The organism is Pseudomonas sp. KU43P (assembly GCF_033095865.1).
Lineage (GTDB): Bacteria > Pseudomonadota > Gammaproteobacteria > Pseudomonadales > Pseudomonadaceae > Aquipseudomonas.
In genome coordinates, this window is the sequence record NZ_AP019365.1 from 3,895,912 (window position 1) to 3,922,160 (window position 26,249).

At 65.4% G+C, this 26,249-nt stretch carries 15 protein-coding genes; 11 read left to right on the forward strand and 4 right to left on the reverse strand.

Translation table 11 applies throughout. The annotated features are described in order from the left end of the window. Positions 1-204: 204 nt before the first annotated feature. From glgA to KU43P_RS17880, 8 genes are all read left to right on the forward strand, one after another. Positions 205-1,764, forward strand: coding sequence for a glycogen synthase GlgA (glgA, locus tag KU43P_RS17845; RefSeq protein ID WP_317658760.1), 1,560 nt, complete (start codon positions 205-207; stop codon positions 1,762-1,764). Positions 1,765-1,777: 13 nt separating this feature from the next. Further along, positions 1,778-3,520 (forward strand): malto-oligosyltrehalose trehalohydrolase, encoded by a 1,743-nt coding sequence (gene treZ / locus KU43P_RS17850; RefSeq protein ID WP_317658761.1) that lies wholly within the window; start codon positions 1,778-1,780, stop codon positions 3,518-3,520. Continuing rightward, positions 3,517-5,586: a 4-alpha-glucanotransferase gene (gene malQ, locus KU43P_RS17855; protein ID WP_317658762.1), complete on the forward strand. Its 2,070-nt coding sequence runs from the start codon at positions 3,517-3,519 to the stop codon at positions 5,584-5,586. Before treZ ends, malQ begins: the two co-directional genes overlap by 4 nt. Further along, the gene (locus KU43P_RS17860; protein WP_317658764.1) at positions 5,583-8,357 is read left to right on the forward strand and encodes a malto-oligosyltrehalose synthase; all 2,775 of its coding nucleotides are present in this window, start codon (positions 5,583-5,585) and stop codon (positions 8,355-8,357) included. Before malQ ends, KU43P_RS17860 begins: the two co-directional genes overlap by 4 nt. 14 nt (positions 8,358-8,371) lie before the next feature. After that, entirely contained in the window at positions 8,372-8,638 is a 267-nt protein-coding gene (locus KU43P_RS17865) for a DUF2934 domain-containing protein (RefSeq protein ID WP_317658765.1), read from the forward strand. 126 nt (positions 8,639-8,764) lie between these two features. Continuing rightward, positions 8,765-10,918, forward strand: a complete 2,154-nt coding sequence (glgX, locus tag KU43P_RS17870) for a glycogen debranching protein GlgX (RefSeq protein ID WP_317658766.1) — start codon at positions 8,765-8,767, stop codon at positions 10,916-10,918. Positions 10,919-11,089: 171 nt separating this feature from the next. Further along, positions 11,090-11,884, forward strand: coding sequence for an endonuclease/exonuclease/phosphatase family protein (locus KU43P_RS17875; RefSeq protein WP_317658767.1), 795 nt, complete (start codon positions 11,090-11,092; stop codon positions 11,882-11,884). Between the two features lie 320 nt (positions 11,885-12,204). Continuing rightward, positions 12,205-13,281 carry an autotransporter outer membrane beta-barrel domain-containing protein gene (locus tag KU43P_RS17880; protein ID WP_317658769.1) on the forward strand — a complete coding sequence of 359 codons (1,077 nt, stop codon included), beginning with the start codon at positions 12,205-12,207 and terminating at the stop codon, positions 13,279-13,281. Between the two features lie 163 nt (positions 13,282-13,444). Here KU43P_RS17880 and glgB read toward each other — a convergent pair whose 3' ends face one another. The 3 genes from glgB to KU43P_RS17895 form a co-directional block, all read right to left on the reverse strand. After that, positions 13,445-15,655 (reverse strand): 1,4-alpha-glucan branching protein GlgB, encoded by a 2,211-nt coding sequence (glgB, locus tag KU43P_RS17885; protein ID WP_317658771.1) that lies wholly within the window; start codon positions 15,653-15,655, stop codon positions 13,445-13,447. After that, a complete protein-coding gene (gene treS, locus KU43P_RS17890) occupies positions 15,656-18,973 on the reverse strand; it encodes a maltose alpha-D-glucosyltransferase (protein WP_317658773.1) in 3,318 nt (1,105 codons plus the stop codon). It lies immediately after the preceding gene. A gap of 151 nt (positions 18,974-19,124) precedes the next feature. Further along, entirely contained in the window at positions 19,125-21,143 is a 2,019-nt protein-coding gene (locus KU43P_RS17895; protein ID WP_317658774.1) for an alpha-1,4-glucan--maltose-1-phosphate maltosyltransferase, read from the reverse strand. 144 nt (positions 21,144-21,287) lie between these two features. On the opposite strand from KU43P_RS17895, the gene KU43P_RS17900 reads away from it, so the two are divergent. Continuing rightward, the gene (locus KU43P_RS17900) at positions 21,288-21,449 is read left to right on the forward strand and encodes a hypothetical protein (RefSeq protein ID WP_008089933.1); all 162 of its coding nucleotides are present in this window, start codon (positions 21,288-21,290) and stop codon (positions 21,447-21,449) included. Between the two features lie 113 nt (positions 21,450-21,562). On the opposite strand, the gene KU43P_RS17905 is transcribed toward KU43P_RS17900, so the two are convergent. Next, the gene (locus KU43P_RS17905; RefSeq protein WP_317658775.1) at positions 21,563-23,236 is read right to left on the reverse strand and encodes an AMP-binding protein; all 1,674 of its coding nucleotides are present in this window, start codon (positions 23,234-23,236) and stop codon (positions 21,563-21,565) included. A gap of 221 nt (positions 23,237-23,457) precedes the next feature. Between KU43P_RS17905 and KU43P_RS17910 the strand changes: the two genes are divergently transcribed. Together KU43P_RS17910 and KU43P_RS17915 are read left to right on the forward strand one after the other, a co-directional pair. Further along, positions 23,458-24,621 (forward strand): isovaleryl-CoA dehydrogenase, encoded by a 1,164-nt coding sequence (locus tag KU43P_RS17910; RefSeq protein ID WP_110631769.1) that lies wholly within the window; start codon positions 23,458-23,460, stop codon positions 24,619-24,621. 19 nt (positions 24,622-24,640) lie between these two features. Beyond that, complete coding sequence (locus tag KU43P_RS17915; protein WP_317658776.1) at positions 24,641-26,248, forward strand: carboxyl transferase domain-containing protein; 1,608 nt, start codon at positions 24,641-24,643, stop codon at positions 26,246-26,248. Position 26,249: the final 1 nt, after the last annotated feature.

Here is a 26,249-nt window from a genome sequence, read left to right on the forward strand (position 1 = left end):
GCCATGGCAAAGGGACTCCCCTCGCCAAAGCTGACCCACCCCAATGAGATCACTCGCCTTCGGCCGGAATGCCGATCGCGCCGTGCCTGTGCGCACGACCCTGGGGCAAGGACCGCACTACGAAGATACGAACCAGAGACCACCAACACGAAATAAGAGCAACGGGTGCCAGCACCCGGCCACAACATAGGGACGGAGAGAAGTATGATCAGTGCCGCTGTCGAACCTCACGTAGATTCATTCAACCCGGAAAACCGCGAACCCCTCACCCCGGACTTCGCCACGACAGCTAAGGCACCCGGCGCCCAGCGCCAGAACAACCCCAACAAACGCAAGATTCTGTTCGTCACCTCGGAAATCGCCGATCTGGTGAAAACCGGCGGCCTCGGCGACGTCTCCGCCGCGCTGCCACGGGCACTGGCGCACCTGCATGATGTACGGGTACTGATTCCCGGCTACCGCCAGGTGATGGAAAGCGACAACCCCATTCATATCGTCGGCGAACTCGGTGGCCACGCTGCCCTGCCGCCGTGCAAGATCGGCCGCATGGACATGGCCGACGGCCTGGTCATCTATGTACTCATCTGCCCCGAGCTGTACCAGCGCGACGGCACACCCTATGGTGCCAACAACGGTCGCGACTGGCCCGACAACCACATCCGTTTCGCCCGCCTGGGCCTGGCGGCCGCCGAGATTGCCGCCGGCGAAGGCAGGATCCACTGGAAGCCCGAAGTGGTGCACGCCCATGACTGGCCTGCTGGCCTGGCCCCGGCCTACATGCACTGGCGCGGGCTGAACACACCGACCCTGTTCACCATCCACAACCTGGCCTACCAGGGCGTGTACAGCCGTGCCTGCAGCCCGGAGTTGGCAATCCCCGATCATGCCATGCAGCAGGAAGGCATGGAGTTCTACGGCAAGTTGTCGTTCCTCAAGGCCGGCCTTGCCTACTCCAGCCATATCACCACGGTCAGCGCCACCTACGCCCGTGAGATCACCACCCCGGAATTCGGCTGCGGCCTGCACGGCTTCCTCGCCAGCAAGGCCCAGCAAGGGCTGCTCGGCGGCATTCCCAACGGCATCGACGAAAGCTGGGACTCGGCCACCGACACCCACCTGCAGCACAACTTCAGCATCAATGACTGGGATGGCAAGGCGCGCAACGCCGAAGCCGTACGCCAGCTATTCGAGCTCGAACCGTCCACCGGGCCGCTGTTCGCTGTGGTTTCGCGCCTGGTCTACCAGAAGGGCCTGGACCTGACGCTGGGGGTTGCCGACTACATCGTCGAACAAGGCGGCCAGATCGCGATCATCGGCCGCGGCGAGCCGGAAGAAGAACAGGCCATGCGCGAACTGGCGCTGCGCCACCCGGGCCGCATCGGCGTGCGCATCGGTTTCAACGAGACCGACGCACGGCGCATGTTCGCCGGCAGCGACTTCCTGCTCATGCCGTCACGCTACGAGCCGTGCGGCCTGAGCCAGATGTACGCACAACGTTTCGGTTCGTTGCCGGTGGCGCGCAACACCGGCGGCCTGGCCGACACCATCGAGAATGGCGTCACGGGCTTTCTGTTCGACGAATCGACGGTGGAAAGCTACCGCGAGGCGTTGAGCCGGGCCTTCTATGTCTACGGCAAGAAGAACCTGCTCAACGCCATGCGCTGCCTGTCCATGACCCAGCCGTTCAACTGGTGCCAGGCGGTCGAACCCTATGCCCGCCTCTACGAGGACCTGGTCAAGCAGGCACAGTTCAGCCACTACTGAGCAGGAGTCGAAGATGCACAGGCATGGCGCACACCTGCTGGACGCCACGTCGGCGCGCTTCGCCCTCTGGGCACCTGACGCGCGCAGCGTGAGCTTGGAACTGGAGCAGCAGCCGGCGATTGCGCTGCTGCCCGACGACAATGGCTGGTTCACCGGTGTGGCGGCGTGCCAGGCCGGTGACCGCTACCACTACCGCATCGACGGCCAGCTGCAGGTGGCCGACCCCGCGTCGCGCTACCAGCCCGAAGGGGTACAGGGGCCGAGCCAGGTGGTCGACACTCAGGCCTACGCCTGGCAACACCCCTGGCAGGGCCGGCCCTGGCACGAAGCGGTGATCCAGGAATTGCACGTCGGCGTGCTGCAAGGCTACGACGGCGTAGCCCGGCAACTGCCACGCCTGGCCGAGCTGGGCATCAGCGCCATCGAGCTGATGCCCATCGGGCAGTTCCCTGGCGAACGCAATTGGGGCTACGACGGCGTGCTGCCGTATGCACCGCAGCACAACTACGGCAGCCCCGAGCAGTTGTGCGCGCTGATCGACAAGGCCCATGGCCAGGGCCTGATGGTGTTGGTGGATGTGGTCTACAACCATTTCGGCCCGGACGGCAACTACCTGCACCAGTACGCCAGCCCGTTCTTTCGCGAGGACCGGCAGACGCCCTGGGGCGCGGCCATCGATTTTCGCCGCCCCGAAGTGCGCGAGTTCTTCATCCAGAACGCTCTGATGTGGCTGTGCGAATACCGCTGCGACGGCCTGCGCCTGGATGCCGTGCACGCCATCGACGCGCCCGATTTTCTTGTCGAACTGGCGCAACGGGTACGCGCCGCCGTGGAGCCTGGGCGGCACGTCTGGCTGGTGCTGGAGAACGAGCACAACCAGGCCTCGTTGCTGGAACAAGGCTTCGACGCGCAATGGAACGACGACGGCCACAACGCCTTGCACGTGCTGCTGACCGGTGAAACCGAAGGCTATTACGCCGACTACCAGCAGCGGCCGATCGACAAGCTGGCCCGCTGCCTGGCCGAAGGCTTCGTGTTCCAGGGCCAGGCCAACCGCCACGGCACGCCACGCGGCGAACCCAGCGGCCACCTTGAACCCAGCTCATTCGTGCTGTTCCTGCAGAACCACGACCAGATCGGCAACCGTGCCCTGGGCGAGCGCCTTACCCGCCTGTGCCCGCCCCCGGCCCTGCGTGCCGCGACCAGCCTGTTGCTGCTGGCGCCGATGATCCCGCTGCTGTTCATGGGTGACGACGACGGCAGTTGCCGGCCGTTCCTGTTCTTCACCGACTTCCACGACGAACTGGCCGATGCCGTGCGCGAAGGCCGCCGCGGCGAGTTCGCCCACTTCAACGCATTCGCCGACCCCGCCCAGCGCGAGCGCATCCCCGACCCCAACGCCGAGCAGACCTTCGAGGCCTCGCGGCCACAACGCCAGGAAGTGATCGCCGGCTGGCATGGCCTCTACCAGCAGCTACTCGCGCTGCGCCGCATCCATGTGATCCCGCACTTGCCCGGCAGCCGTGCATTGGGTGCCGACGTGCTGGGCGACAAGGCCCTGACCGCACGCTGGCGCCTGGGCGACGGCAACACCCTGCGCATCGACCTGAACCTGGCGGCCACGCCCCAGGCCGTCGAATTGCCCGCCGCCGAACAGCGCTTGTTCGACAGCAGCGACACCTCGCACCCGGACACCGCACTGTCGGCCTACAGCTGCGTGGTCAGCCTGCTTGCACCTGGCCAGGAGAGCCCATGAGCGAAACCGCCCTGCACCGCCTGGCCGCCCGCGTAGGCCTTGCCCGCGACTGGATCGATGCCAACAACCGGCCGCAACAGGTCACCGACGACGTGATGCGCAAGGTCCTCGAAGGCCTGGGCCACCCGGCCGCCGACGACCGCGACGTGCACGGCAGTCTGCAAGCGGTGGAAGCCGCCGAGGACAGCCAGCACCTGCCGCCCATGCTGACCGCCGACGCTGGCCAGCCGCTGCCTCTGGCGCACTACTTCCTGCCCGCCAGTAGCGCGCGTTGCACGCTGGAAGATGGCAGCCAGCGCAGCATCGCCCTCGACACCGAGGCGCGTCTGCCCGGCGAGCTGCCGGTCGGCTATCACCAGGTGGAGATCGAAGACCGCACCTTCACCCTGGCCGTTGCCCCTGCACGCTGCCACAGCCTGGAGGACGCCGTGCAAGAGCCGCCGCCACGCTGCTGGGGCATCGCCGTGCAGCTCTACAGCCTGCGCCGCAACGGCGACGGCGGCTTTGGCGACTGCCTGGCGCTGGAACAACTGGCACGCAGCGCCGCCGAGCGCGGTGCCGATGCACTGGCCATCAGCCCGATCCATGCCTTGTCGGCAGTCGATCAACTGCACTACAGCCCCTATTCACCCTCCAGTCGCCTGCTGCTCAACACCCTGTATGCCAGCCCCGCCGCCCTGCTCGGCGAGCGCGCCGTGCGCATGGCCATCGAAGCCTGCGGCCTGGAACAGACCCTCGAAGACCTGGAGCAGCGCCCGCTGGTCGACTGGCCGCGCGCCGCCAATGCCCGGCTGAACCTGCTCGAAGCGCTGTACCAGGACTTCAGCCAAGGCGACCATCCGTTGCGCAAAGATTTCGACAGCTACCGCGCCGCCGCAGGCGAAGCCCTGGAGCACCATTGCCGCTTCGAGGTGCTGCAGGCGCAAGCCGTCGACCATGGCCTGGGCGGCGACTGGCGCAACTGGCCCAGCGCCTGGCACGACCCCTACCACCCCGAAGTCGAAGCCTTCGCCAATGCCTACCCGGCCAAGGTCGAGTTCCACGCCTTCTGCCAGTGGCTCACCGAACGCAGCCTGCAACGCGCCCAGGAGGCTGCACGCAGCAATGGCATGGCGGTCGGCCTGATCGCCGACCTGGCGGTGGGCGCCGACGGTGCCGGTAGCCAGGCCTGGAGCCGCCAGGACGAACTGCTGGCCAACCTCAAGGTCGGCGCACCACCCGACATTCTCAACCGTTCTGGGCAGGATTGGGGCATCTGCGCCTTCTCCCCGGAAGGGCTCAAGCGCAATGGCTACCGCGCCTTCATCGAAATGCTGCGGGCCAACCTGGCGCACGCGGGCGGCCTGCGCATCGACCATGTGATGGGCCTGCGCCGGCTGTGGCTGATCCCGCAGGGCTGCAAGCCCAGCGAGGGCGCCTACCTGCACTACCCGCTGCAGGATCTGCTGCGCCTGCTGGCCCTGGAGTCCCAGCGGCATCAGGCGATCATCCTCGGCGAAGACCTGGGCACGGTGCCCGAAGGCCTGCGCGAGGCACTGGCCGACAAGGCCGTGCTGGGCATGCGCGTGCTGCCCTTCGAGCAGACCCAGCCTGGGCATTTCAAGCCGATTCTCGACTGGCCTGACAACGCCCTGGCCACCACCGGCACCCACGACCTGGCGCCCCTGGCCGGCTGGTTGCAAAGCCGCGACATCGACTGGAGCCAGCGCCTGAAGCTGATCGACGCCACCACCGAACTGCACTGGCGCCACGAACGGCAAAAGGAGCGCGAAGGCCTGCGCCGCACCCTGGAGGCCAACTACGGCCCGCAAGCGGACAACGACGCTCTGATCGATACCGCCATCCGTTACGTCGGCCACACCCGCGCCCCGCTGGTACTGATCCCACTGGAAGACCTGCTGGGCAGCGATGAACAGCCCAACCTGCCCGGCACCACCGAAGGCCACCCCAACTGGCGCCGACGCTTCGCGGCCCCCGTGAACGAGCTGCTCGACGATCAAGATGCCGCACGCCGCCTGGAACTGCTGGCCCAGGCCCGCGAACAAGCCTGGGAGCGTGACCGATGAAGCCGTTGACCGCGACTCTGCGCCTGCAATTTCACAGTGACTTCACCCTCGACCATGCCGTGCCGCTGGTGCCTTACTTCGCCCAGCTCGGCATCAGCCACCTGTATGCCTCGCCTATCCTCAAAGCCCGCGCCGGCTCACGCCACGGCTACGACGTGGTCGACCCGACCCGGGTCAACCCGGAGCTGGGCGGCGAGGCCGCGCTGGAGCGCCTGGTGGCCGCGTTGCGCCAGCACGGCATGGGGCTGATCCTCGACACGGTTTCCAACCACATGGCCGTGGGCGGCGCCGACAACCCCTGGTGGCAAAGCCTGCTGGCCTGGGGCCGGCGCAGCCCCTATGCCGAGTTCTTCGACATCCAGTGGCATTCCAGCGACCCGCTGCTGGCGGGCCAGTTGCTGCTGCCGTTTCTCGCCAACGACTATGGTCTGGTGCTGAAGAACGGCGAGATGCCGCTGCAGTTCGATGCCCAGCACGGCGTGCTGCAGGTCGCCCACCACGACCACCGCTTCCCGATCTGCCCGGTCGATTACGGCTGGATACTGTCCCTGAGCCCGGAGCCTGCCCTGCAAGCATTGGCCGAACACTTCACCGCCCTGAGCGACAATGCCGCGCCCTTGGCCGCCGCCCAGCCGCTGCACGCCGAGCTGGCGCGCCTGGTCGCCGAAGGCGCCGACCTCGAATCGGCCCTGGTGGCCTTCGACAGCCGCTGCGAAAACGGCTTCAAGCGCCTGCACCTGCTGCTGGAACGCCAGACCTACCGCCTGGCCAGCTGGCGTACCGCCGCCGACGACATCAATTGGCGACGCTTCTTCGACATCAATGAACTGGGCGGCCTGCGGGTGGAGCGTGCGGTGGTGTTCGAGGCTACCCACGCCAAGCTGTTCGAGCTGGTCGAGCGCGGCCTGGTGGACGGCCTGCGCATCGACCATATCGACGGCCTGGCCGACCCGCGTGGCTACTGCCGCAAGCTGCGGCGCCGGGTCAACGGGCTGCTCGCCCGGAGGCCGGTGTCGGCAGCCGTGGAACACTTCCCCATCTATGTGGAAAAGATCCTGGGCAGCGGCGAACACTTGCACCGCGACTGGCTCACCGACGGCACCACCGGCTACGAGTTCATGAACCAGGTGTCACTGTTGCAGCACGACCCGGCCGGCGAAGCACCGCTGACCGAGCTCTGGGGAACGTTCAGCGAGCGCCCGGAATTTGCCGAGGAAGTGCGCCAGGCCCGCCACCTGGTGCTCAATGCCAGCCTGGCCGGCGACTGCGAATCGGTGGCCCTGGCGCTGCTGCAGGTGGCTCGCGACGACCTGATGACCCGCGACCTGACCCTGGGCGCGATTCGCCGGGCGCTGCAAGCACTGGTCGCGCATTACCCGGTGTACCGCACCTACTTCAACGCCTGCGGCCGCCCGGCCGAGGACGAGAAGTTCTTCCAGCAGGCCTTGGCCAATGCCCGCCAGGACCTCGCCGAAGCCGACTGGCCGCTGCTCGACCAACTGGCGCACTGGCTAGGTGGCCAGCCCTGGCGCCAGCTACCGCCCGGCCGCCCGCGCAAGCACCTGCGCCATGCCTGCGTGCGCTTCCAGCAGCTCACTGCCCCCAGCGCCGCCAAGGCGGTCGAAGATACCGCCTTCTACCGTTCGGCACGGCTGCTGTCGCGCAACGATGTCGGCTTCGAGGCCGAACGGTTCAGTGCCGGCCCCGATTACTTCCACAACGAAGCCCAGCGCCGCCTGCGCGACTTCCCCGACAACCTGCTGGCCACCGCCACCCACGACCACAAGCGCGGCGAAGACACCCGCGCGCGCCTGGCGGTGCTGAGTGAACGCGGGCCCTGGCTGGCCAGCCGGATGGAGCACTGGCGCGAACTGTCGGCGCCCCTTCGCGAGCAACTGGACGATGGCCCGGCGCCGAGCCCCGGCGACGAGATGCTGTTGCTGCAGACCCTGCTCGGCAGCTGGCCGCTGGACTTGGATTTGAACGACTCCGGCGCCCTGCAGCGCTACGCCGAGCGCATCCGCCAGTGGCAGCAGAAGGCCCTGCGCGAGGCCAAGCTGCGCAGTAGCTGGAATGCGCCGAACGAGGCCTACGAAGCGGCCTGCGCCGCTTACGTCGATGGCCTGCTGCAAGGCCGCGAGAACCAGCAGCTACGCCAGTCGCTGGCCGATGCCGCGCACCTCATTGCCTGCCCCGGTGCGCTCAACGGGTTGGTGCAGGCGCTGCTGCGCATGACCGTGCCGGGCGTGCCCGACCTCTACCAAGGCAACGAATACTGGGATTTCAGCCTGGTCGACCCGGACAACCGCCTGCCTGTGGACTACGCTTGCAGGCGTCGCACCCTGGACGACGCCTGCGCGCCCGCCGAGCTGCTCGCGCACTGGCGTGACGGCCGTATCAAGCAGGCCCTGGTGGCCCGGGTGCTGGACTGCCGCCTGGCCCACGCCGAGCTGTTCCGACGCGGGGCCTACCTGCCGCTGACGGTGCAAGGGCGGCATGCCGACAAGGTGCTGGCGTTCGCCCGCCTGGGTGAAGGCCAGCGCGCCATCGTCATCGCCCCACGCCTGGCCAGTGGCCTGTTGGGGGGTGCTGCAACACCGTTGATCCCGGCGCAGAACTGGGACGACACCCGGGTGATCTTGCCGTTTGCCTTGTCGCCTGCCAACTCGACGGGACTTTTCTCCACTGCTGCGGTCAGCCCTTCAAAGGAACTGATGTTGCGCGCGGTACTGGCGGAGTTTCCGGTCAATCTGTTGATACAACAATCTTGAGCATCAGGAGCGTCATGATGAGTGTCGATGAAAAACGTATTCGCGAATTCGCCTACCAGATCTGGGAGTCGGAGGGTAAGCCTGCCGGCCAGGAAGACCGCCATTGGGACATGGCGCGCAAGCTGGCCGAAGCCGAGGCGCTAGCGCCGAAGGCGGCGCCGCGCAAGAAAGCGGCTGCCAAGCCGAAAGCGCCTGCCGAGCCCAAGACGGCAGCGTTGCCGGGGGGCAAGCCGGCCGTTGCCAAGAAGCCACGGGCGGTGAAGAAGCCTACTGCCGGCTGAGCATGGCCCGGCCCTATCGCCGGCAAGCCGGCTCCCACAAGGATGCAGCGCTGTTCCTGGGGAAGCTGGCTTGTCGGCGATAGGCCCCACTGACACCCCACTCCCCCCGGCCAATCGAGGACTGCCATGAGCCCCCGCACCCCGAAGAAAACCCGCTCCGTCGCCCCGTCGCGCATCCGTGAAGGCATGCCCTTCCCACTCGGCGCCACCTGGGACGGCCTGGGTGTCAACTTCGCCCTCTTCTCGGCCAACGCCACCAAAGTCGAGCTGTGCCTGTTCGACGATACCGGCGAGCATGAAATCGAGCGCATCGAGCTGCCCGAATACACCGACGAGATCTACCACGGCTACCTACCCGACGCGCACCCGGGGCAAATCTACGGCTACCGCGTGCACGGCCCCTACGAGCCGCAGAACGGCCACCGCTTCAACCCCAACAAGTTGCTGATCGATCCCTACGCCAAGCAGCTGGTCGGCAGCCTGAAATGGTCCGAAGCGCTGTTCGGCTACACCATCGGCCACCCCGACGGCGACCTGTCGTTCGATGAGCGCGACAGCGCGCCCTTCGTGCCCAAATGCAAGGTGATCGACCCAGCCTTCACCTGGGGCCGCGACCAGCGCGTACAGATCCCCTGGGAACGCACCATTCTCTACGAGGCCCATGCCCGCGGCATCAGCATGCGCCACCCTGCGGTGCCCGAAGAACTGCGTGGCACCTTCGCGGGGCTGGCCAACGACGAGCTGCTCAAGCACATCAAAGACCTGGGCGTGTCGAGCATCGAGCTGCTGCCGATCCATGCTTTCGTCAACGACCAGCACCTGCTCGACAAGGGTCTGAACAATTACTGGGGCTACAACAGCATCGCCTTCTTCGCCCCGCACCCACGCTACCTGGCCAGCGGCAAGATCGCCGAGTTCAAGGAGATGGTCGCCCACCTGCACGATGCCGGCCTGGAGGTGATACTCGACGTGGTCTACAACCACACCGCCGAAGGCAACGAACGTGGCCCGACCCTGTCGATGCGCGGCATCGACAACGCCTCTTACTACCGCCTGATGCCCGACGACAAGCGCTTCTACATCAACGATTCGGGCACCGGCAACACCCTCGACCTCAGCCACCCGTGCGTGCTGCAACTGGTTACCGATTCGCTGCGCTACTGGGCCGGCGAAATGCACGTGGACGGTTTCCGCTTCGACCTGGCGACCATCCTCGGCCGCTATCACGATGGCTACAGCGAACGCCATGGTTTCCTCGTCGCCTGCCGCCAGGACCCGATGCTCAGCCAGGTCAAACTCATCGCAGAGCCCTGGGACTGCGGCCCGGGCGGCTACCAGGTGGGCAACTTCGCCCCAGGCTGGGCGGAGTGGAACGACCGGTTCCGCGACACCGTGCGCGCCTTCTGGAAAGGCGACGAGGGCCAGCTGGCCGACTTCGCCTCGCGCATGACCGCCTCGGGCGACATGTTCAACAACCGGGGCCGCCGCCCCTATGCCTCGGTCAACTTCGTCACTGCCCACGATGGCTTCACCCTGCGCGACCTGGTGTCGTACAACAGCAAGCACAACGAAGACAACGACGAGAACAACCAGGACGGCACCGACAACAACCTCTCGTGGAACTGCGGCGTCGAAGGCCCCACCGACGACCCCGAGATCAACGCCTTGCGCATGCGCCAGATGCGCAACTACTTCGCCACCCTGCTGCTGGCCCAGGGCACGCCGATGATCGTCGCAGGTGACGAGTTCAGCCGCACCCAGCATGGCAACAACAATGCCTATTGCCAGGACAGCGAGATCGGCTGGATCAACTGGGACCTGGACCAGAACGGCAAGGAGCTGCTGGCCTTCGTCAAGCGCCTGACCCGCCTGCGCCTGGCCTACCCGGTGCTGCGCCGCTCGCGCTTTCTGGTCGGCGACTACAACGAGGCGATCGGGGTCAAGGACGTGACCTGGCTGGCGCCGGACGGCAGCGAGATGACAGTGGAACAGTGGGAGGATCCACACGGCCGGTGCCTGGGCATGCTGATCGACGGGCGCGCACAGGTCAGCGGCATTGCCCGACCGGGGTCGGAGGCGACCATGCTGCTGATCGTCAACGCGCACCATGATGTGGTGCCGTTCCAGTTGCCGACCGTGCCGGAGGGTGACTACTGGAGCTGCCTGGTCGACACAGACCGGCCGGAGATGCGCAAACCGCAGCATCTGCAGTTTGACAGCACCTTCGAGGTCAAGGGGCGGTCGTTCCTGCTGATGGTGTTGCAGCGTGAGGAAGACTGAACCCCGGGTGCCTTCGCCTGTCCGAACGTTATCTGTGGCCTGTACCGGCCCTATCGCCGGCAAGCCGGCTCCCGCAGGTCCAGCATAGGTCTTGAGCACTGTGGGGTAGCTGTGGGAGCCGGCTTGCCGGCGATAGGGCCGCTAAGGACCAACCGCGACCAAGGAGCCACCGTGAACCCCGAAGCCGGACGTCCAGGTTTCGCCAGCGTCAACCAGACCGCAGCCGTGAATCGGCTGCGGGTACTGACGGTCAACACGCACAAGGGTTTCACGGCTTTCAACCGGCGCTTCATCCTGCCTGAACTGCGCGAGGCGGTGCGCAGTACCCAGGCCGATCTCGTGTTCCTCCAGGAAGTGCTCGGCAGCCACGACCGGCATGCCGCGCGCTACCCCGGATGGCCGCAGACCTCGCAGTACGAATTTCTCGCCGACAGCATGTGGAGCGACTTTGCCTACGGCCGCAACGCCGTCTACCCCGACGGCCACCACGGCAACGCGCTGCTGTCGAAATACCCGATCATCGAGCACCGCAACCTCGACGTGTCGATCACCGGCCCCGAGCGGCGCGGCCTGCTGCACTGCGTGCTTGATGTGCCTGGGCGTCACCAGGTGCACGCCATCTGCGTGCACCTGTCGTTGCTCGAGAGCCACCGGCAACAGCAACTGCAACTGTTGCGCAAGCTGCTCGACGGGTTGCCCAAGGATGACCCGGTGATCATCGCCGGCGACTTCAACGACTGGAAGCTGCGGGGCAACCGTACCCTGCGCCTGCAACGCGATCTGCACGAAGCATTCGAGCGGCACCATGGATTGCTCGCGCGCACGTATCCGGCGCGCCTGCCATTGCTGGCCCTGGACCGCATCTACCTGCGCAACGCCCAGAGCCATGCGCCCAGAATTCTCGGCCACAAACCCTGGACCCATCTCTCCGACCATCTGCCTCTGGCCGTGGAAGTCAGGTTGTAGCAATCATTCGGCATAGCCGCGCAGCGGCAAATAACGAACCCCACTATCCAGTAGCTGTTTTTCAGCCAAATCAAAGGGTTGATGCCTTTCACACAACCTGTACGCTGGCTTAACACATTCTTGACGCAACCCCTCGCCTCACCTTAGCTGAACTATTACCTAGTCGTAGAAAACTCGCGCCGGGCCTCTAGCTCGCGCCTTCGTGCGCGTCCGCGAAAGCTGGCGTGATGGTTTGGGTCGCCCTCTGTTTTTGCCGTACAGCTCGTGACAACCGGCCAGGTCCTTGGGCTGTACAACAAAAAAACCAGAGGAGATCCGCCATGAAAAGAACCTCGAACCCTTTGCGTTTCGATCGTATTTTCTACGCGGTTTCCACGTCGATGCTTCTGGCAACCCCGGTGGAAACCTTCGCCTTCGACCTGCAGGACGACCCGACGTCCCCGGGTTTTCTGCAACAACCGGCGATGCCACAACTGTCGCTCGACCCTGTCACGGCCAGCGGCCTGAGCCTGGGCACGCTGACAGCATTCACTGACACGATGACCCAGCGCCATGGCCAAGCGTCGCCCGACCCGATGGCCAGCCAATGGACCCAGTTCTTCCCGTCCACCACACGCCCAGGCGCGCAGCCACCCGAGCAGCTGGAAGCCCCCAGCCAGCAACTGATGATCGGCCCGGACCTGTTCGTGCGTGAAACCGCCGGTGGCAATGTGCACCGTGCGGGGATCTTCGTTGGCCATAACAACCTGCAAAGCAGCCTCAACGGCACCCGTCCGTTGCTCGGCGACAAGCAACGCAACGCGGTCAACCTCAGCGGCGAGAGCCTGGGCGTGTACTGGAGCATGACCCACGAGCAGGGTTGGCACCTCGATGCCGTGGCCATGGGCTCGCGCATCGATGTGATGGGCCGCGGCGACAGTGGCCAGCGCCTGGACGACAGCGGTCATGCCATGACCTTTTCGGTGGAAGGCGGCATCCCGATTCGCCTGGGCGGCAGCTGGGTGATCGAGCCGCAGGCGCAGTTGATCAACCAGCAGTTCTTCCCCGGAAACCAGGTGCAGGAAGAAACCCTGCGAGCTTTCGACAGCCAACCTACCTGGAGCGGCCGGGTCGGCGCCAAGTTGTCCGGGCGCTACGAAGTGCGTGGCATGCCGATCGAACCCTATGTGCGGACCAACGTGTGGCATGACTTCAGCAACGCTGAAGAAGTCAAGCTGGACCAGGTCGACAAGATCTCCAGCTCGCGCTATTCGACCACGGTGGAATTGGGGTTGGGCCTGGTGGCGCGGGTGACGCCTACGGTGGCGTTGTTCGTGAGTGCCGATTACAGCAGTGATGTGGATGACAATGACCTGAACGGGTTGATCGGCAGCCTGGGGGTGCGGATGCGCTGGTAGGCTGCGGCCCTATCGCCGGCAAGCCGGCTCCCACAGGTACCCCACCGAACCTGAGCACTGTGGGGTACTTGTGGGAGCCGGTTCGCCGGCGATAGGGCCAGCACACTCATGCGGTACTTGTGGGAGCCGGCTCGCCGGCGATAGGGCCAGCAGACTCACCCCATCAGGCCGGCTTCATCACCAGCACCCCAAGCGGCGGCAGGTTCAAGGCCAACGACAACGGCTGCCCATGGCTGGCGACATCTTCGCTCTCCACCGCCCCCAGGTTGCCCACGTTCGACCCTGCATACAGCTCGGCATCACTGTTAAGCAACTCCTGCCAACGCTCGCCGAACGGCACCCCGATCCGATACCCCTCACGTGGCACCGGCGTGAAGTTGGCCACCACCAGCAACGGCTCGCCCTGGCTGCTCCAGCGCAACCAGGCATACACGCTGTTGCGTGCGTCATCGCCGATCAGCCACTGGAAGCCCTGGGGCTGGCAGTCCTGCTCGTGCAGCGCCGGCAGGTCGCGATACAGCCGGTTGAGGTCACCGACCAGGCGCTGCACACCCTGGTGCTCGGGGTACTGCAGCAGGTACCAGTCCAACTGGTGGTCATGGTTCCACTCGCGCCACTGGCCGAACTCGCAGCCCATGAACAGCAGCTTCTTGCCCGGGTGGGTCCACATGAAGGCCAGGTAGGCACGCAGGTTGGCGAATTTCTGCCAGCGGTCACCGGGCATCTTGTCGATCAGCGAGTGCTTGCCGTGCACCACTTCGTCGTGGGAGATCGGCAGGATGAAGTGTTCGGAATAGGCATAGATCAGGCCGAAACTCATCTCGTTGTGGTGATGAGCACGGTGCACCGGGTCGTTCTGGATGTAGTGCAGGGTGTCATGCATCCAGCCCATGTTCCACTTGTAGGCAAAGCCCAGACCGCCCTGCTGGGTCGGCTGGCTGACGCCCGGCCAGGCGGTGGATTCCTCGGCGATGATCAGCGCACCCGGCGCCTCGACGGCGGCCACGCCGTTGAGGTGGCGGATGAAGTCGATGGCTTCGAGGTTTTCGCGCCCGCCATGGCGGTTGGGCACCCACTCACCGGCCTTGCGCGAATAGTCGCGGTACAGCATCGAAGCCACCGCATCGACGCGCAAACCGTCGATGTGGAAGTGCTTGAGCCAGTGCAACGCCGAGGCCAGCATGAAGCCGCGCACCTCGTTGCGGCCCAGGTTGTAGATCAGCGTGTTCCAGTCCTGGTGAAAGCCTTCGAGGGGGTTGTCGTACTCGTACAGCGCGGTGCCATCGAAGCGTGCCAGGCCATGTTCGTCGGTGGGGAAATGCGCTGGCACCCAGTCGAGGATCACGCCGATACCGCCCTGGTGGCAGGCGTCGATGAAGGCTGCGAAGTCTTCCGGGGTGCCGTAGCGCGAGGTCGGTGCGAACATCGACAACGGCTGGTAACCCCACGAGCCACCGAACGGATGCTCCATGATCGGCATCAGCTCGATATGGGTGAAGTTGAGCTGTTGCACATAGGGCACCAGGCGCTCGGCCAATTCACGCCAGTTGTAGAAGCGCGACACTTCGCCCAAGTCGTCCAGCTCGCACTGCCAGGAGCCGGGATGCAGCTCGTAGATCGACAGCGGCGCGCTGTAGGCATGACGCTGTGCACGGTGCTCCATCCAATGGTGGTCGTGCCATTCGTGGCTCAAGGCGCCCGCCACCTTCGACGCGGTACTCGGTGGCAACTCGGTGGCGCGAGCCAGAGGGTCGGCCTTCAGTGGCAGGATGCCCTCCTTGCCCAGCACCTCGTACTTGTAGGTTTCGCCCACATTCAGGCGCGGCACGAACAGCTCCCACACCCCGGCACTGTGGCGCAGGCGCATGGGGTGGCGGCGGCCGTCCCAGTTGTTGAAGTCGCCCACCACCGATACCCGCCGGGCGTTCGGTGCCCACACCGAGAAGCACACGCCCTGGATGCCATCGACCTCGATCGGCTGAGCACCAAAGCGCCCGGACAGGTCGCGGTGGTTCCCTTCTGCGAACAGGTACAGGTCCATGTCGCCCAGTTGCGGGCCGAAGCTGTAAGGGTCTTCGGTGACCTGCTCGCCACCGGCCCAGCCGATCTGCAACAGGTACGCCTGCGCCTCATCAAGGTGCGCGGTGAACAATCCGGGCAGGCTGCCCTGCGCCATTTCGGCCAACACCCGACCGTCATGCCGGGCCACTACTCGCGCATTCAAGGCACCGGGCAGGAAGGCACGGACCCAACTGCCACCCGCACCATCGCCATGGGGGCCCAGTACTGCGAACGGATCGGCGTGCTCGGCGCGGGCAAGGGCATCGAGCTCCCGCTGCCGAAGGCCACCGTTGTCACGCGTGCTTGCATTCATCTACGACTCTCCCCAGGTACTGATCAATCCATGCAGGCCATGCAAAGGCACGGCCAGCCAACTAGGCCGGTTCTCGGCTTCATAGGTAATCTCGTAGGCGGCTTTTTCCAGGCAGAACAGTTCCAGTGCGGCGCGCTCGCCCTCGGCCTGTTGCCAGGCATGGGGCATGGCGGCGGTGGCCAGGCCGTAGGCTTCGACGAAGGCGTGGCGCGACTGATGCAGGTACTGCCGGGCGACCCGCTGACGAGCCTGGCGCGCCGCGTCGGAGAGGTCTACCGCCGAGGCGCTGCGCAGGATCATCGCAGCAGCATAGTCGAAGGATCGCAGGACGCCGCTGACATCCTTGTACGGGCTGTGCTTGGCCCGGCGTTCCGGCAGCGGGCGTGAAGGCTCGCCCTCGAAATCGATCAGGTAGGCATCGCCTTGCACCACCAGCACCTGGCCCAGGTGCAGGTCGCCGTGCACCCGCATCAGCAGGCCACCCTGGGCCTGGTGGGCGAGCGCGTCGATGTGCTGGGCAAGGCCCTCGCGCTGTTGCTGCAGGTCGTCGACCAGGGCCTGGCTGTCATTGTCGAGGTGGTCGCGGTGCTGGGCCAGCAGGTCCAGCGCATGGCCCAGCTCTGCGTTGATCTGCGTGCTCCAGCGGGCGCTGTCGTCGCCATCGCTGGCGCGGGGCTGGAAGGCCGGGTCTTCGCTTGGCGCGGCCAGCAACAGATGCATCTCGCCCAGGCGTTGGCCGAGCAGGGCCGCGAAACCGGTGAGCTCGGCCAGCGCATCGGTGTGCGCCTCGGCGTCGCTGCTGGTGGGCTCCATTTCGTCGCGGATCGCCCGCTCCAGGGTGTTCTGGGTCCAGGCCCAGGCGTCGCCCTGGTTGCTCAGGTAGCCCTGGGCGATCATCAGTAGATGGGGCGCGTCGCTGTCGTCCACGCGGCTGACCCAGGCCAGCAGCGGCGAGATGTTGGCAAAGCCGGCGGCCGTGAGGTAAGCGCTCATTTCAAGTTCCGGGTGGATGCCTGGGTTGACCCGACGGATCAGCTTGAGCACCAGGCGATCGGCAACCACCACAGAGCTGTTGGACTGTTCGGCGCTCAGGTAGCGCACCGGGCTGTCGTCATCGAGCGCCAGCGTGGCCAGTTGCTCGGTACAGGCGAAGCGCAGTTCACCCTGGCCGTTGCCGCAAGGCAGGCGCATGCCGTCCTGACAGGCGCGCAGCACGGCGCGGATGAAGGGTTCGAGGACGAAGGCATCGGTGATCAGGCCGACCTGGCGGCCGCGACGCACACGCGACAGCGCCAGTTGTTGCGGCAGCGCCGTGCTGATCTGCTCTTCGGGCAGGAAGCCGAATGGCAGTTGGTACTGGTTGGCCACGCCATCGCCAAGCACTTCGATCTCGCTCAGCAGCACCGGCGTGCTGGCCGTGCCAAAGCGCACGCCGTAGCGCAGGCGCACCTGGTCGATCGGCCCTTCCTTGCCAGCGAACCAGCGCCGCTTGGGCAGGTATTGCGGCAGCACCGCGCTTTCGAGGGTATCGCGCGACGGCGCTTCAAGCAGTTCTTCCATGCGTTTGCGCAGCACCAGTGTGGTCAATTCGGGCATCCCCTCGGTGGCTTGGACGTGCCAACTGGGCATGCGGTCGTGTGCGGCCAGCAAGAACCAGTAGAAGGCGTAGGGCGGCAAGGTGAGCAGGAACGGCAACTGGCCGATCGGCGGGAAAGCGCTGCCACCGAGCATCTCCACCGGCACCTTGTCAGCGTACTGTGACAGTTCCAGCTCCGCTGCCTGCGCCGCACGCGAGACGTTGGCGACACACAGGATGGTTTCGCTGTTGCCCTCGGCATCGGTGTATTCGCGGATGTACGCCAGGATGCGCCGGTTGCTCGGGGTGAGCGTGCGCAGGCTGCCGCGGCCGAAGGCCTTCTGCTGGTTGCGCACGGCCAGCAGGCGGCGGTTCCAGTTCAACAGCGAATGCGGGTCGTGGGATTGGGCCTCGACGTTGACGGTCTGGTAGCCATACAGCGGGTCCATGATCGGCGGCAGCACAAGGCGTTGCGGGTCGGCCTTGGAGTAACCGCCATTGCGGTCCGGGGACCACTGCATGGGCGTACGCACGCCATCGCGATCGCCCAGGTAGATGTTATCGCCCATGCCCAGCTCGTCGCCGTAGTACAGGGTCGGCGTGCCGGGCATCGACAGCAGCAGGCTGGTGAGCAGCTCGATACGCCGGCGATCGCGTTGCAGCAAAGGCGCCAGGCGGCGGCGTATGCCCAGGTTGATGCGGGCGCGGCGGTCTTCGGCGTAGTAGTTCCAGAGGTAGTCGCGCTCGCGGTCGGTGACCATCTCCAAGGTCAGCTCATCGTGGTTGCGCAGGAAGATCGCCCATTGGCAGTTGGCCGGGATTTCCGGAGTCTGGCGCAGGATGTCGGTGATCGGAAAACGGTCTTCCATGGCCAGCGCCATGTACATGCGCGGCATCAGCGGGAAGTGGAAGGCCATGTGGCACTCGTCGCCATCGCCTTCGCCGAAATACGGGCGGGTGTCTTCGGGCCACTGGTTGGCCTCGGCCAGCAGCATGCGGTCGGGGTAGTTGGCGTCGATCTCGGCGCGGATCGCCTTGAGCACCTGGTGGGTTTCGGGCAGGTTCTCGTTGTTGGTGCCGTCGCGCTCGATCAGGTACGGGATGGCGTCCAGGCGCAGGCCATCGACCCCCAGGTCGAGCCAGAAACGCATGACGTCGATGACGGCCTTGAGCACCTGCGGGTTGTCGAAGTTCAGGTCCGGCTGGTGGGAATAGAAGCGGTGCCAGAAGTACTGGCCGGCTACCGGGTCCCAGGTCCAGTTGGACTTTTCAGTGTCGAGGAAGATGATCCGCGTGCCGTCGTATTTCTGATCGTCGTCCGACCACACGTAGAAGTCGCGCGCCTTGCTGCCGCGCTTGGCGTGGCGGGCGCGCTGGAACCAAGGGTGCTGGTCGGAGGTGTGGTTGATGACCAGCTCGGTGATCACTCGCAGGCCGCGCTTGTGCGCCTCGCCGATGAAGCGCCTGGCGTCGGCCATGCTGCCGTAGTCGGGGTGCACGGCCTTGTATTCGGCAATGTCGTAGCCATCGTCGCGCCGGGGCGAGGGGTAGAACGGCAGCAGCCAGAGGGTGTTGACGCCCAGGTCGGCGATGTAGTCGAGCTTGCTGATAAGGCCGGCAAAATCGCCGATGCCGTCGTTGTTGGCATCGAAGAACGATTTGACGTGCAGCTGGTAGATCACGGCGTCCTTGTACCACAGCGGGTCGTCGATGAAGGCTGCCGGGCGGGAACGCTTGGCCATGTGCGACTCCTTTCAATTCTGCGGGGCTGCTTTGCAGCCCATCGCCGGCAAGCCGGCTCCCACAGGTTCAGTGCAGATTTCACGAATAGCGCCTGGCCCCCTCAGTGGGTGTGGGAGCCGGCTTGCCGGCGATGGGCTGCGCAGCGAGCCCCTACCTCGCCTTCTCGATACGCCAGATACCGAAGGGCTGGTGCCACGGCTCGATGCGCATCCACTGGGTCTTGCCATGCCAGGTCCAGCGGTGACCGTTCATCAGGTCTTCACCCAAGGTGTCGGCATCGTCACCCAGGCCCAGCTCCCACAATGGCAGCTCGAAGCTCGCCTCCTGCGCGTTGTGCGGGTCGAGGCTGATCGCCACGAGGATGTAGTTGTCGCGCTCGGGGGTGCGTTTGCCGAAGTACAGGATGTTGTCGTTCCAGCAGTTGAAGAACGCCACGCCCAGGTGGGTCTGCAGGGCGCGGTTCTGCCGGCGGATGCGGTTGAGCTGGGCGATCTCGGCGATGATGTTGCCGGGCTCGGTGAAGTCGCGCGGACGGATCTCGTATTTTTCCGAGTCCATGTACTCTTCCTTGCCCGGCAGCGGCGTGGCTTCGCACAGCTCGAAGCCCGAATACATGCCCCACAGGCCCGAGCCCATGGTCGCGAGGGCTGCGCGGATGAGAAAGCCAGCGCGGCCCGAGGTGTGCAGGAAGAACGGGTTGATATCGGGCGTGTTGACGAAGAAGTTCGGCCGGTAGCACTGACTCCACGGTGGCTGATTGAGTTCTTCGAAATACTCGCGCAGCTCCTGCTTGGTGTTACGCCAGGTGAAGTAGGTGTAGCTCTGGGCGTAACCCACCTTGCCCAGGCGCGCCATCATGGCCGGCTTGGTGAAGGCTTCGGCGAGAAAGAGCACCTCGGGGTACTGGCTACGTACATTGGCGATCAGCCATTGCCAGAACGGCAGCGGCTTGGTGTGCGGGTTGTCGACGCGGAAGGTCTTCACACCCTCCTCCACCCAGCCGATTACCACATCGCGCAGCGCCAGCCACAGTGAGGGCACGGCATCGGCGGCGTAGAAATCGACGTTGACGATGTCCTGGTACTTTTTCGGCGGGTTCTCGGCGTAGCGGATGGTGCCGTCGGGGCGCCAGCTGAACCAGCCGGGGTGCTCCTTGAGCCAGGGGTGATCCTGAGAGCACTGGATGGCGAAGTCCAGGGCGATTTCCAGGCCATGCTCGGCGGCGGCGGCTACCAGGCTGCGGAAGTCCTCGCGCGTGCCCAATTGCGGGTGGATGGCATCGTGGCCACCTTCGGGGCTGCCGATGGCGTAGGGGCTGCCAGGGTCGCCGGGCTCAGCGCGCAGGGCGTTGTTGCGGCCCTTGCGAAACTGCGTGCCGATCGGGTGGATCGGCGGGAAGTACAGCACGTCGAAACCCATGTCGCGGATCATCGGCAGGCGTTCGTGCACGTCGTTGAAGGTGCCGTGGCGCTCGGGGCTGTCGGTGATCGAACGAGGGAACAGCTCGTACCAGCTGGCGAACTGCGCCGCCGGGCGGTCGACATCCAGCGGAAACTCGACACTGCGGGTGAGGTAGCTGCGGTGCTCGGCCTCGACCATCAGGCGCGTGGCCTCCCCACCCAGCAACAGCGCCACCTGCTCGTCGACCGGCAAGCCGAGCAGGCGCGCCTGCAGGGCCTCGATCTCTTCGCGCAGCACCCCTTCGCTGCGCGCTGCGCCCTGGCCCAGCAGCAGCCTGCCCTCCTCCAATTCGAGCTTGACCTCGACCCCGGCGTGGTACTTCTTCTCCAGGTCGTGGCAATAGGTGGCGAACGGGTCGATCCAGGCTTCGATGCTGAACAGGTGCGGGCCCAGTTCGAGGGGGGTGAATTCGGCCAGCCACAGGTCGTTGCCCGGCGAATGCATTGGCACGCAGTGCCAGCGGCGGCTGTTGGCTTGGCGCCAGTTGAGCATCACCGCAAGGCGGTCGTGGCCGTCGCTGTAGACCTTGCTGCTGACCGCCACCGGCTGGCCGCTGATGGCCTTGGCGGCGAACATGCCGCCATCGAGCGCGGGCTGGGTGTCCTCGACCACGATGCGCGGCGCGAGCAGCGCCTGGGACAGGCTCACGGCCTGATCCGGGTGGTCGTTCGCCATGGGCACGCTTTCGAAGGGCTCGTTTCGTGACATCGGACCTTGCTCCCTTAGGCTGGTGGCGGTAAGGGTTCAGAGCCGAGCGCGGGCGTGGGGGTTCAAAAAAATTGAGCGAATGGCAGCAGCCCGAAGTCGAAGCCTGCACTACCTCTTCACATCCACCACACGCAAGGTCAGGCCATGAACATTCCCATTCCACCGGAAACACCAGATCCCAACATCGACGACCCCAGCCTGCCGCCGCCCGTGCCGGAAGAAGACCCGGACGAGCTGCCGATCAAGCCGACCGTACCGCCGACGGTGGGGGACCCACCGAGTGATGAGCCACCGGTGAAGGTCTAAGAGTAGACAAGGATTTTGTGTAGGTTTTACTGGCCCTATCGCCGGCAAGCCGGCTCCCACAGATATTCCACTGAGGCTGTGGGGGTCGGCTTGCCGGCGATGGGGCCTTGAGGTCATTGCGCAGACAGTTCCTCCACACTGATCTCACGCATGCGAAATTTCTGCACCTTGCCGGTCACCGTCATCGGGAATTCATCAACAAAGCGGTAATGCCGCGGCACCTTGAAGTGCGCGATGCGTGCCTTGCACCAGGCCTGCAGCTCTTCAGCGCTGGCAACATGCCCGGGATGCAGCTTGATCCACGCCACCACTTCTTCGCCGTACTTGCTGCACGGTATGCCGATCACCTGCGCATCGGCCACGGCCGGGTGGGTGTAGAAGAATTCCTCCAATTCACGCGGGTAGATGTTCTCACCCCCGCGAATGATCATGTCCTTGTTGCGCCCAACGATACGCACATAGCCGTGCTCATCCATCACCGCCAGGTCACCCGAATGCATCCAGCCAGCAGGGTCGATGGCGTCTGCCGTGGCCTGGGGGTTGTTCCAGTACCCGAGCATCACGCTGTAGCCGCGGGTACACAGCTCGCCGATCTCGCCGCGGGCGACGATGCAGCCGTCGGCGTCCACCAGCTTGGTTTCCAGCTGCGGGTGGGTGCGCCCGACCGTGGTCACGCGCAGTTCCAGGTCGTCGTCCGGGCCGGTCTGCAGCGATACCGGGCTGGTTTCGGTCATGCCATAGGCGATCTGTACTTCGGCCATGTGCATCTGGTCGATCACCCGGCGCATCACCTCGATCGGGCAGGTGGCGCCGGCCATGATGCCGCTGCGCAGGGTGGAAAGGTCGAGCTGGGTGCGCGAGGGGTGGTCGAGCATGGCGATGAACATGGTCGGCACGCCATAGAGGATGCTGGCGCGCTCTTCAGCCACGGCCTTGAGGGTCAGCTCGGCATCGAAGGCGTCGTTGGGGTAGACCATGGTGCTGCCGTGGGTGATGCAACCGAGGTTGGCCATGACCATGCCGAAGCAGTGGTACAGCGGCACCGGGATCACCATGCGGTCGGCGTGGGTCAGCCCCAGGCTTTCACCGACCATGAAACCGTTGTTGAGAATGTTGTAGTGACTGAGCGTGGCCCCTTTGGGTGCGCCAGTGGTGCCTGAGGTGTACTGGATATTCACCGGCTGGTCGAACTGCAGGCTGGCTTGGCGGGCCTGATACGCCTCGTCGCTGGTCTGCCCTGCCCGTTCGGCCAGCGCCTGCCAGGGCAGGAAACCACTTGGCGGGGTGGCCGCCAGGCTCACCACGCCACGCAGGTCAGGCAGGCATTCGCAGGCCAGCTCACCCGGCGCGGCGCTGGCCAGTTCCGCTACCAGCTGCTGAACCATGGCGTGGTAATCGGAGGTCTTGAAGGCATCGGCGCAGACCAGCCAGCGGCAACCGGACTGGCGCAGCACGTACTCCAGCTCACCGACGCGATAGGCCGGGTTGATGTTGACCAGGATCGCACCGACTTTGGCGCTGGCCAGTTGCAGGATGCACCACTGGGCGCAGTTGGGCGCCCAGATGCCGACGCGGTCACCGGTAGCCACGCCCAGCGCCATCAGCGCGCGGGCATGGAGGTCGACCTGTTCGGCCAGTTCTAGCCAGGTGTAACGAACGCCCTGGTGGCGCACCACCAGTGCTTCGCCATCGGTGCAGCGGGCCACGGTGGCATCGAAGGCCTGACCGATGGTCAGGGTCAGCAAAGGGTGGTCTTGGCGACCGCGGGTGTAGCTGGGTTGACTCATGGGTGTCCCTTCTTGTGGTTGTTCTGGGCACGGCTGAAGCAAGCGCCAATTACTCTGGCGCAGATTTACGTTTACGTAAAGGTGATGATCCGATTGACACTGACCAAAGGCAGGTTTACGTTAACGTAAAGGTGATCAACCACACCTGCTCCCTCGGGGTTCGGCGGCGAATCCATGAGCTACGGTGTTTCCTTATTTCAAGAACAAGAAGGTGCCCCCGCATGCATTACCCAACCCTGAACTTCGCCCTGGGCGAAACCATCGACATGCTCCGCGACCAGGTGCGCACCTTCGTTGCCGCCGAACTGGCGCCACGTGCCGCGCAGATCGACCACGACAACCTGTTCCCCGCCGACATGTGGCGCAAGTTCGGCGACATGGGCCTGCTCGGCATCACCGTGTCGGAAGAGTACGGCGGTGCCGGCCTGGGCTACCTGGCCCACGTGGTGTCGATGGAAGAAATCAGCCGCGGCTCGGCCTCCGTGGCCCTGTCCTACGGCGCCCACTCCAACCTGTGCGTCAACCAGATCAACCGCAACGGCACCCACGAGCAGAAGCTCAAGTACCTGCCCAAGCTGATCAGCGGCGAGCACATCGGCGCCCTGGCCATGAGCGAGCCCAACGCCGGCTCCGACGTGGTGTCGATGAAGCTGCGCGCCGAGAAACGCGGCGATCACTATGTGCTCAACGGCAGCAAGACCTGGATCACCAACGGCCCCGACGCCAACACCTACGTGATCTACGCCAAGACCGACCTGGACAAGGGCGCCCACGGCATCACCGCCTTCATCGTCGAGCGCGACTGGAAAGGCTTCAGCCGCAGCAACAAGTTCGACAAGCTGGGCATGCGTGGCTCCAACACCTGCGAGCTGTTCTTCGACGGTGTCGAAGTGCCTGAAGAAAACATCCTCGGCCAGCTCAACGGTGGCGTGCGGGTGCTGATGAGCGGCCTGGACTACGAGCGCGTGGTGCTCTCCGGCGGCCCGACCGGCATCATGCAAAGCTGCATGGACCTGGTGGTGCCCTACATCCATGACCGCAAGCAGTTCGGCCAGAGCATCGGCGAGTTCCAGCTGATCCAGGGCAAGATCGCCGACATGTACACCCAGCTCAACGCCAGCCGCGCCTACCTGTATGCCGTGGCCCAGGCCTGCGACCGTGGCGAGACCACCCGCAAAGACGCCGCCGGGGTGATCCTCTACACCGCCGAACGCGCCACCCAGATGGCCCTGGAAGCCATCCAGATTCTCGGCGGCAACGGTTACATCAACGAATTCCCGGCCGGCCGCCTGCTGCGCGATGCCAAGCTGTACGAAATCGGCGCCGGCACCAGCGAAATTCGCCGGATGCTGATCGGCCGCGAACTGTTCAACGAAACCCGCTGAGCACAGGGGACGGGCGCATATGGCTACCTTGCACACCCAGATCAACCCGCGTTCGGCGGAGTTCGCCGGCAACAGCGCGGCCATGCTCGACCAGGTCCAGGCCCTGCGCGGCCTGCTCGCCCAGGTGGCTCAGGGCGGCGGGCCCAAGGCCCAGGAGCGGCACACCTCGCGTGGCAAACTGCTGCCGCGCGAACGCATCGACCGCCTGCTCGACGCGGGCTCGCCGTTCCTCGAGATCGGCCAACTGGCCGCCCATGAGGTGTACGGCGAAGACGTGCCCGCTGCCGGCGTGATCGCCGGCATCGGCCGGGTCGAAGGCGTGGAATGCATGATCGTGGCCAACGACGCCACGGTAAAAGGCGGCTCCTATTACCCGCTGACGGTAAAGAAGCACCTGCGGGCGCAGACCATCGCCCTGCAGAACCGCCTGCCTTGCATCTACTTGGTAGATTCCGGCGGCGCCAACCTGCCACGCCAGGACGAAGTGTTCCCCGACCGCGAGCACTTCGGGCGGATCTTCTTCAACCAGGCCAACATGAGCGCCCTCGGCATCCCGCAGATCGCCGTGGTGATGGGCTCGTGCACCGCCGGTGGCGCCTATGTGCCGGCCATGGCCGACGAGGCGATCATGGTGCGCCAGCAGGCGACCATCTTCCTCGCAGGCCCGCCACTGGTGAAGGCGGCCACCGGCGAAGTGGTGAGCGCCGAAGACCTCGGCGGCGCCGACGTGCACTGCCGCACCAGCGGTGTGGCCGATCACTATGCCGACAACGACGAACACGCCCTGGCCCTGGCCCGGCGCAGTGTCGCCAACCTCAACTGGCACAAGCTCGGCAAGCTGCAACGCCTGGCACCGGTGGCACCGCTGTATGACGCCGATGAGCTGTACGGCGTGGTGCCAGCCGATGCCAAGCAGCCGTTCGATGTGCGCGAAGTGATCGCGCGCCTGGTCGACGGCTCGGTGTTCGATGAGTTCAAGGCGCTGTTCGGCACCACCCTGGTGTGCGGCTTCGCCCACCTGCACGGCTACCCGGTGGCGATCCTGGCCAACAACGGCATCCTCTTCGCCGAAGCCGCGCAAAAAGGCGCGCACTTCATCGAACTGGCCTGCCAGCGCGGCATCCCGCTGCTGTTCCTGCAGAACATCACCGGCTTCATGGTCGGCAAGAAGTACGAAGAAGGCGGCATCGCCAAGCACGGCGCCAAGCTGGTCACCGCCGTGGCCTGCGCCCAGGTGCCGAAGTTCACGGTGATCATCGGTGGCAGCTTCGGCGCCGGCAACTATGGCATGTGCGGCCGCGCCTACGACCCGCGTTTCCTGTGGATGTGGCCCAACGCACGCATTGGCGTGATGGGCGCCGAACAGGCCGCCGGGGTGCTGGCCCAAGTCAAGCGCGAGCAGAGCGAACGCAGCGGCCAGGCCTTCAGCGCCGAAGACGAGGCGAAGCTCAAGCAGCCGATCCTCGACCAGTACGAGCACCAGGGCCACCCCTACTACTCCAGTGCAAGGCTGTGGGACGACGGCGTCATCGACCCGGCGCAAACCCGCGACGTGCTTGGCCTGGCGTTGTCCGCCGCGTTGAACGCGCCGATCGAACAGAGCCGCTTCGGCATTTTCCGGATGTGAC

Bases quoted from the DNA above. Each gene is read 5' to 3' on its own strand.
- glgA (WP_317658760.1), top strand. From the start codon at position 205: ATGATCAGTGCCGCTGTCGAACCTCACGTAGATTCATTCAACCCGGAA.
- treZ (WP_317658761.1), top strand. From the start codon at position 1,778: ATGCACAGGCATGGCGCACACCTGCTGGACGCCACGTCGGCGCGCTTC.
- malQ (WP_317658762.1), top strand. From the start codon at position 3,517: ATGAGCGAAACCGCCCTGCACCGCCTGGCCGCCCGCGTAGGCCTTGCC.
- KU43P_RS17860 (WP_317658764.1), top strand. From the start codon at position 5,583: ATGAAGCCGTTGACCGCGACTCTGCGCCTGCAATTTCACAGTGACTTC.
- KU43P_RS17865 (WP_317658765.1), top strand. From the start codon at position 8,372: ATGATGAGTGTCGATGAAAAACGTATTCGCGAATTCGCCTACCAGATC.
- glgX (WP_317658766.1), top strand. From the start codon at position 8,765: ATGAGCCCCCGCACCCCGAAGAAAACCCGCTCCGTCGCCCCGTCGCGC.
- KU43P_RS17880 (WP_317658769.1), top strand. From the start codon at position 12,205: ATGAAAAGAACCTCGAACCCTTTGCGTTTCGATCGTATTTTCTACGCG.
- glgB (WP_317658771.1), bottom strand. From the start codon at position 15,655: ATGAATGCAAGCACGCGTGACAACGGTGGCCTTCGGCAGCGGGAGCTC.
- treS (WP_317658773.1), bottom strand. From the start codon at position 18,973: ATGGCCAAGCGTTCCCGCCCGGCAGCCTTCATCGACGACCCGCTGTGG.
- KU43P_RS17895 (WP_317658774.1), bottom strand. From the start codon at position 21,143: ATGTCACGAAACGAGCCCTTCGAAAGCGTGCCCATGGCGAACGACCAC.
- KU43P_RS17900 (WP_008089933.1), top strand. From the start codon at position 21,288: ATGAACATTCCCATTCCACCGGAAACACCAGATCCCAACATCGACGAC.
- KU43P_RS17905 (WP_317658775.1), bottom strand. From the start codon at position 23,236: ATGAGTCAACCCAGCTACACCCGCGGTCGCCAAGACCACCCTTTGCTG.
- KU43P_RS17910 (WP_110631769.1), top strand. From the start codon at position 23,458: ATGCATTACCCAACCCTGAACTTCGCCCTGGGCGAAACCATCGACATG.
- KU43P_RS17915 (WP_317658776.1), top strand. From the start codon at position 24,641: ATGGCTACCTTGCACACCCAGATCAACCCGCGTTCGGCGGAGTTCGCC.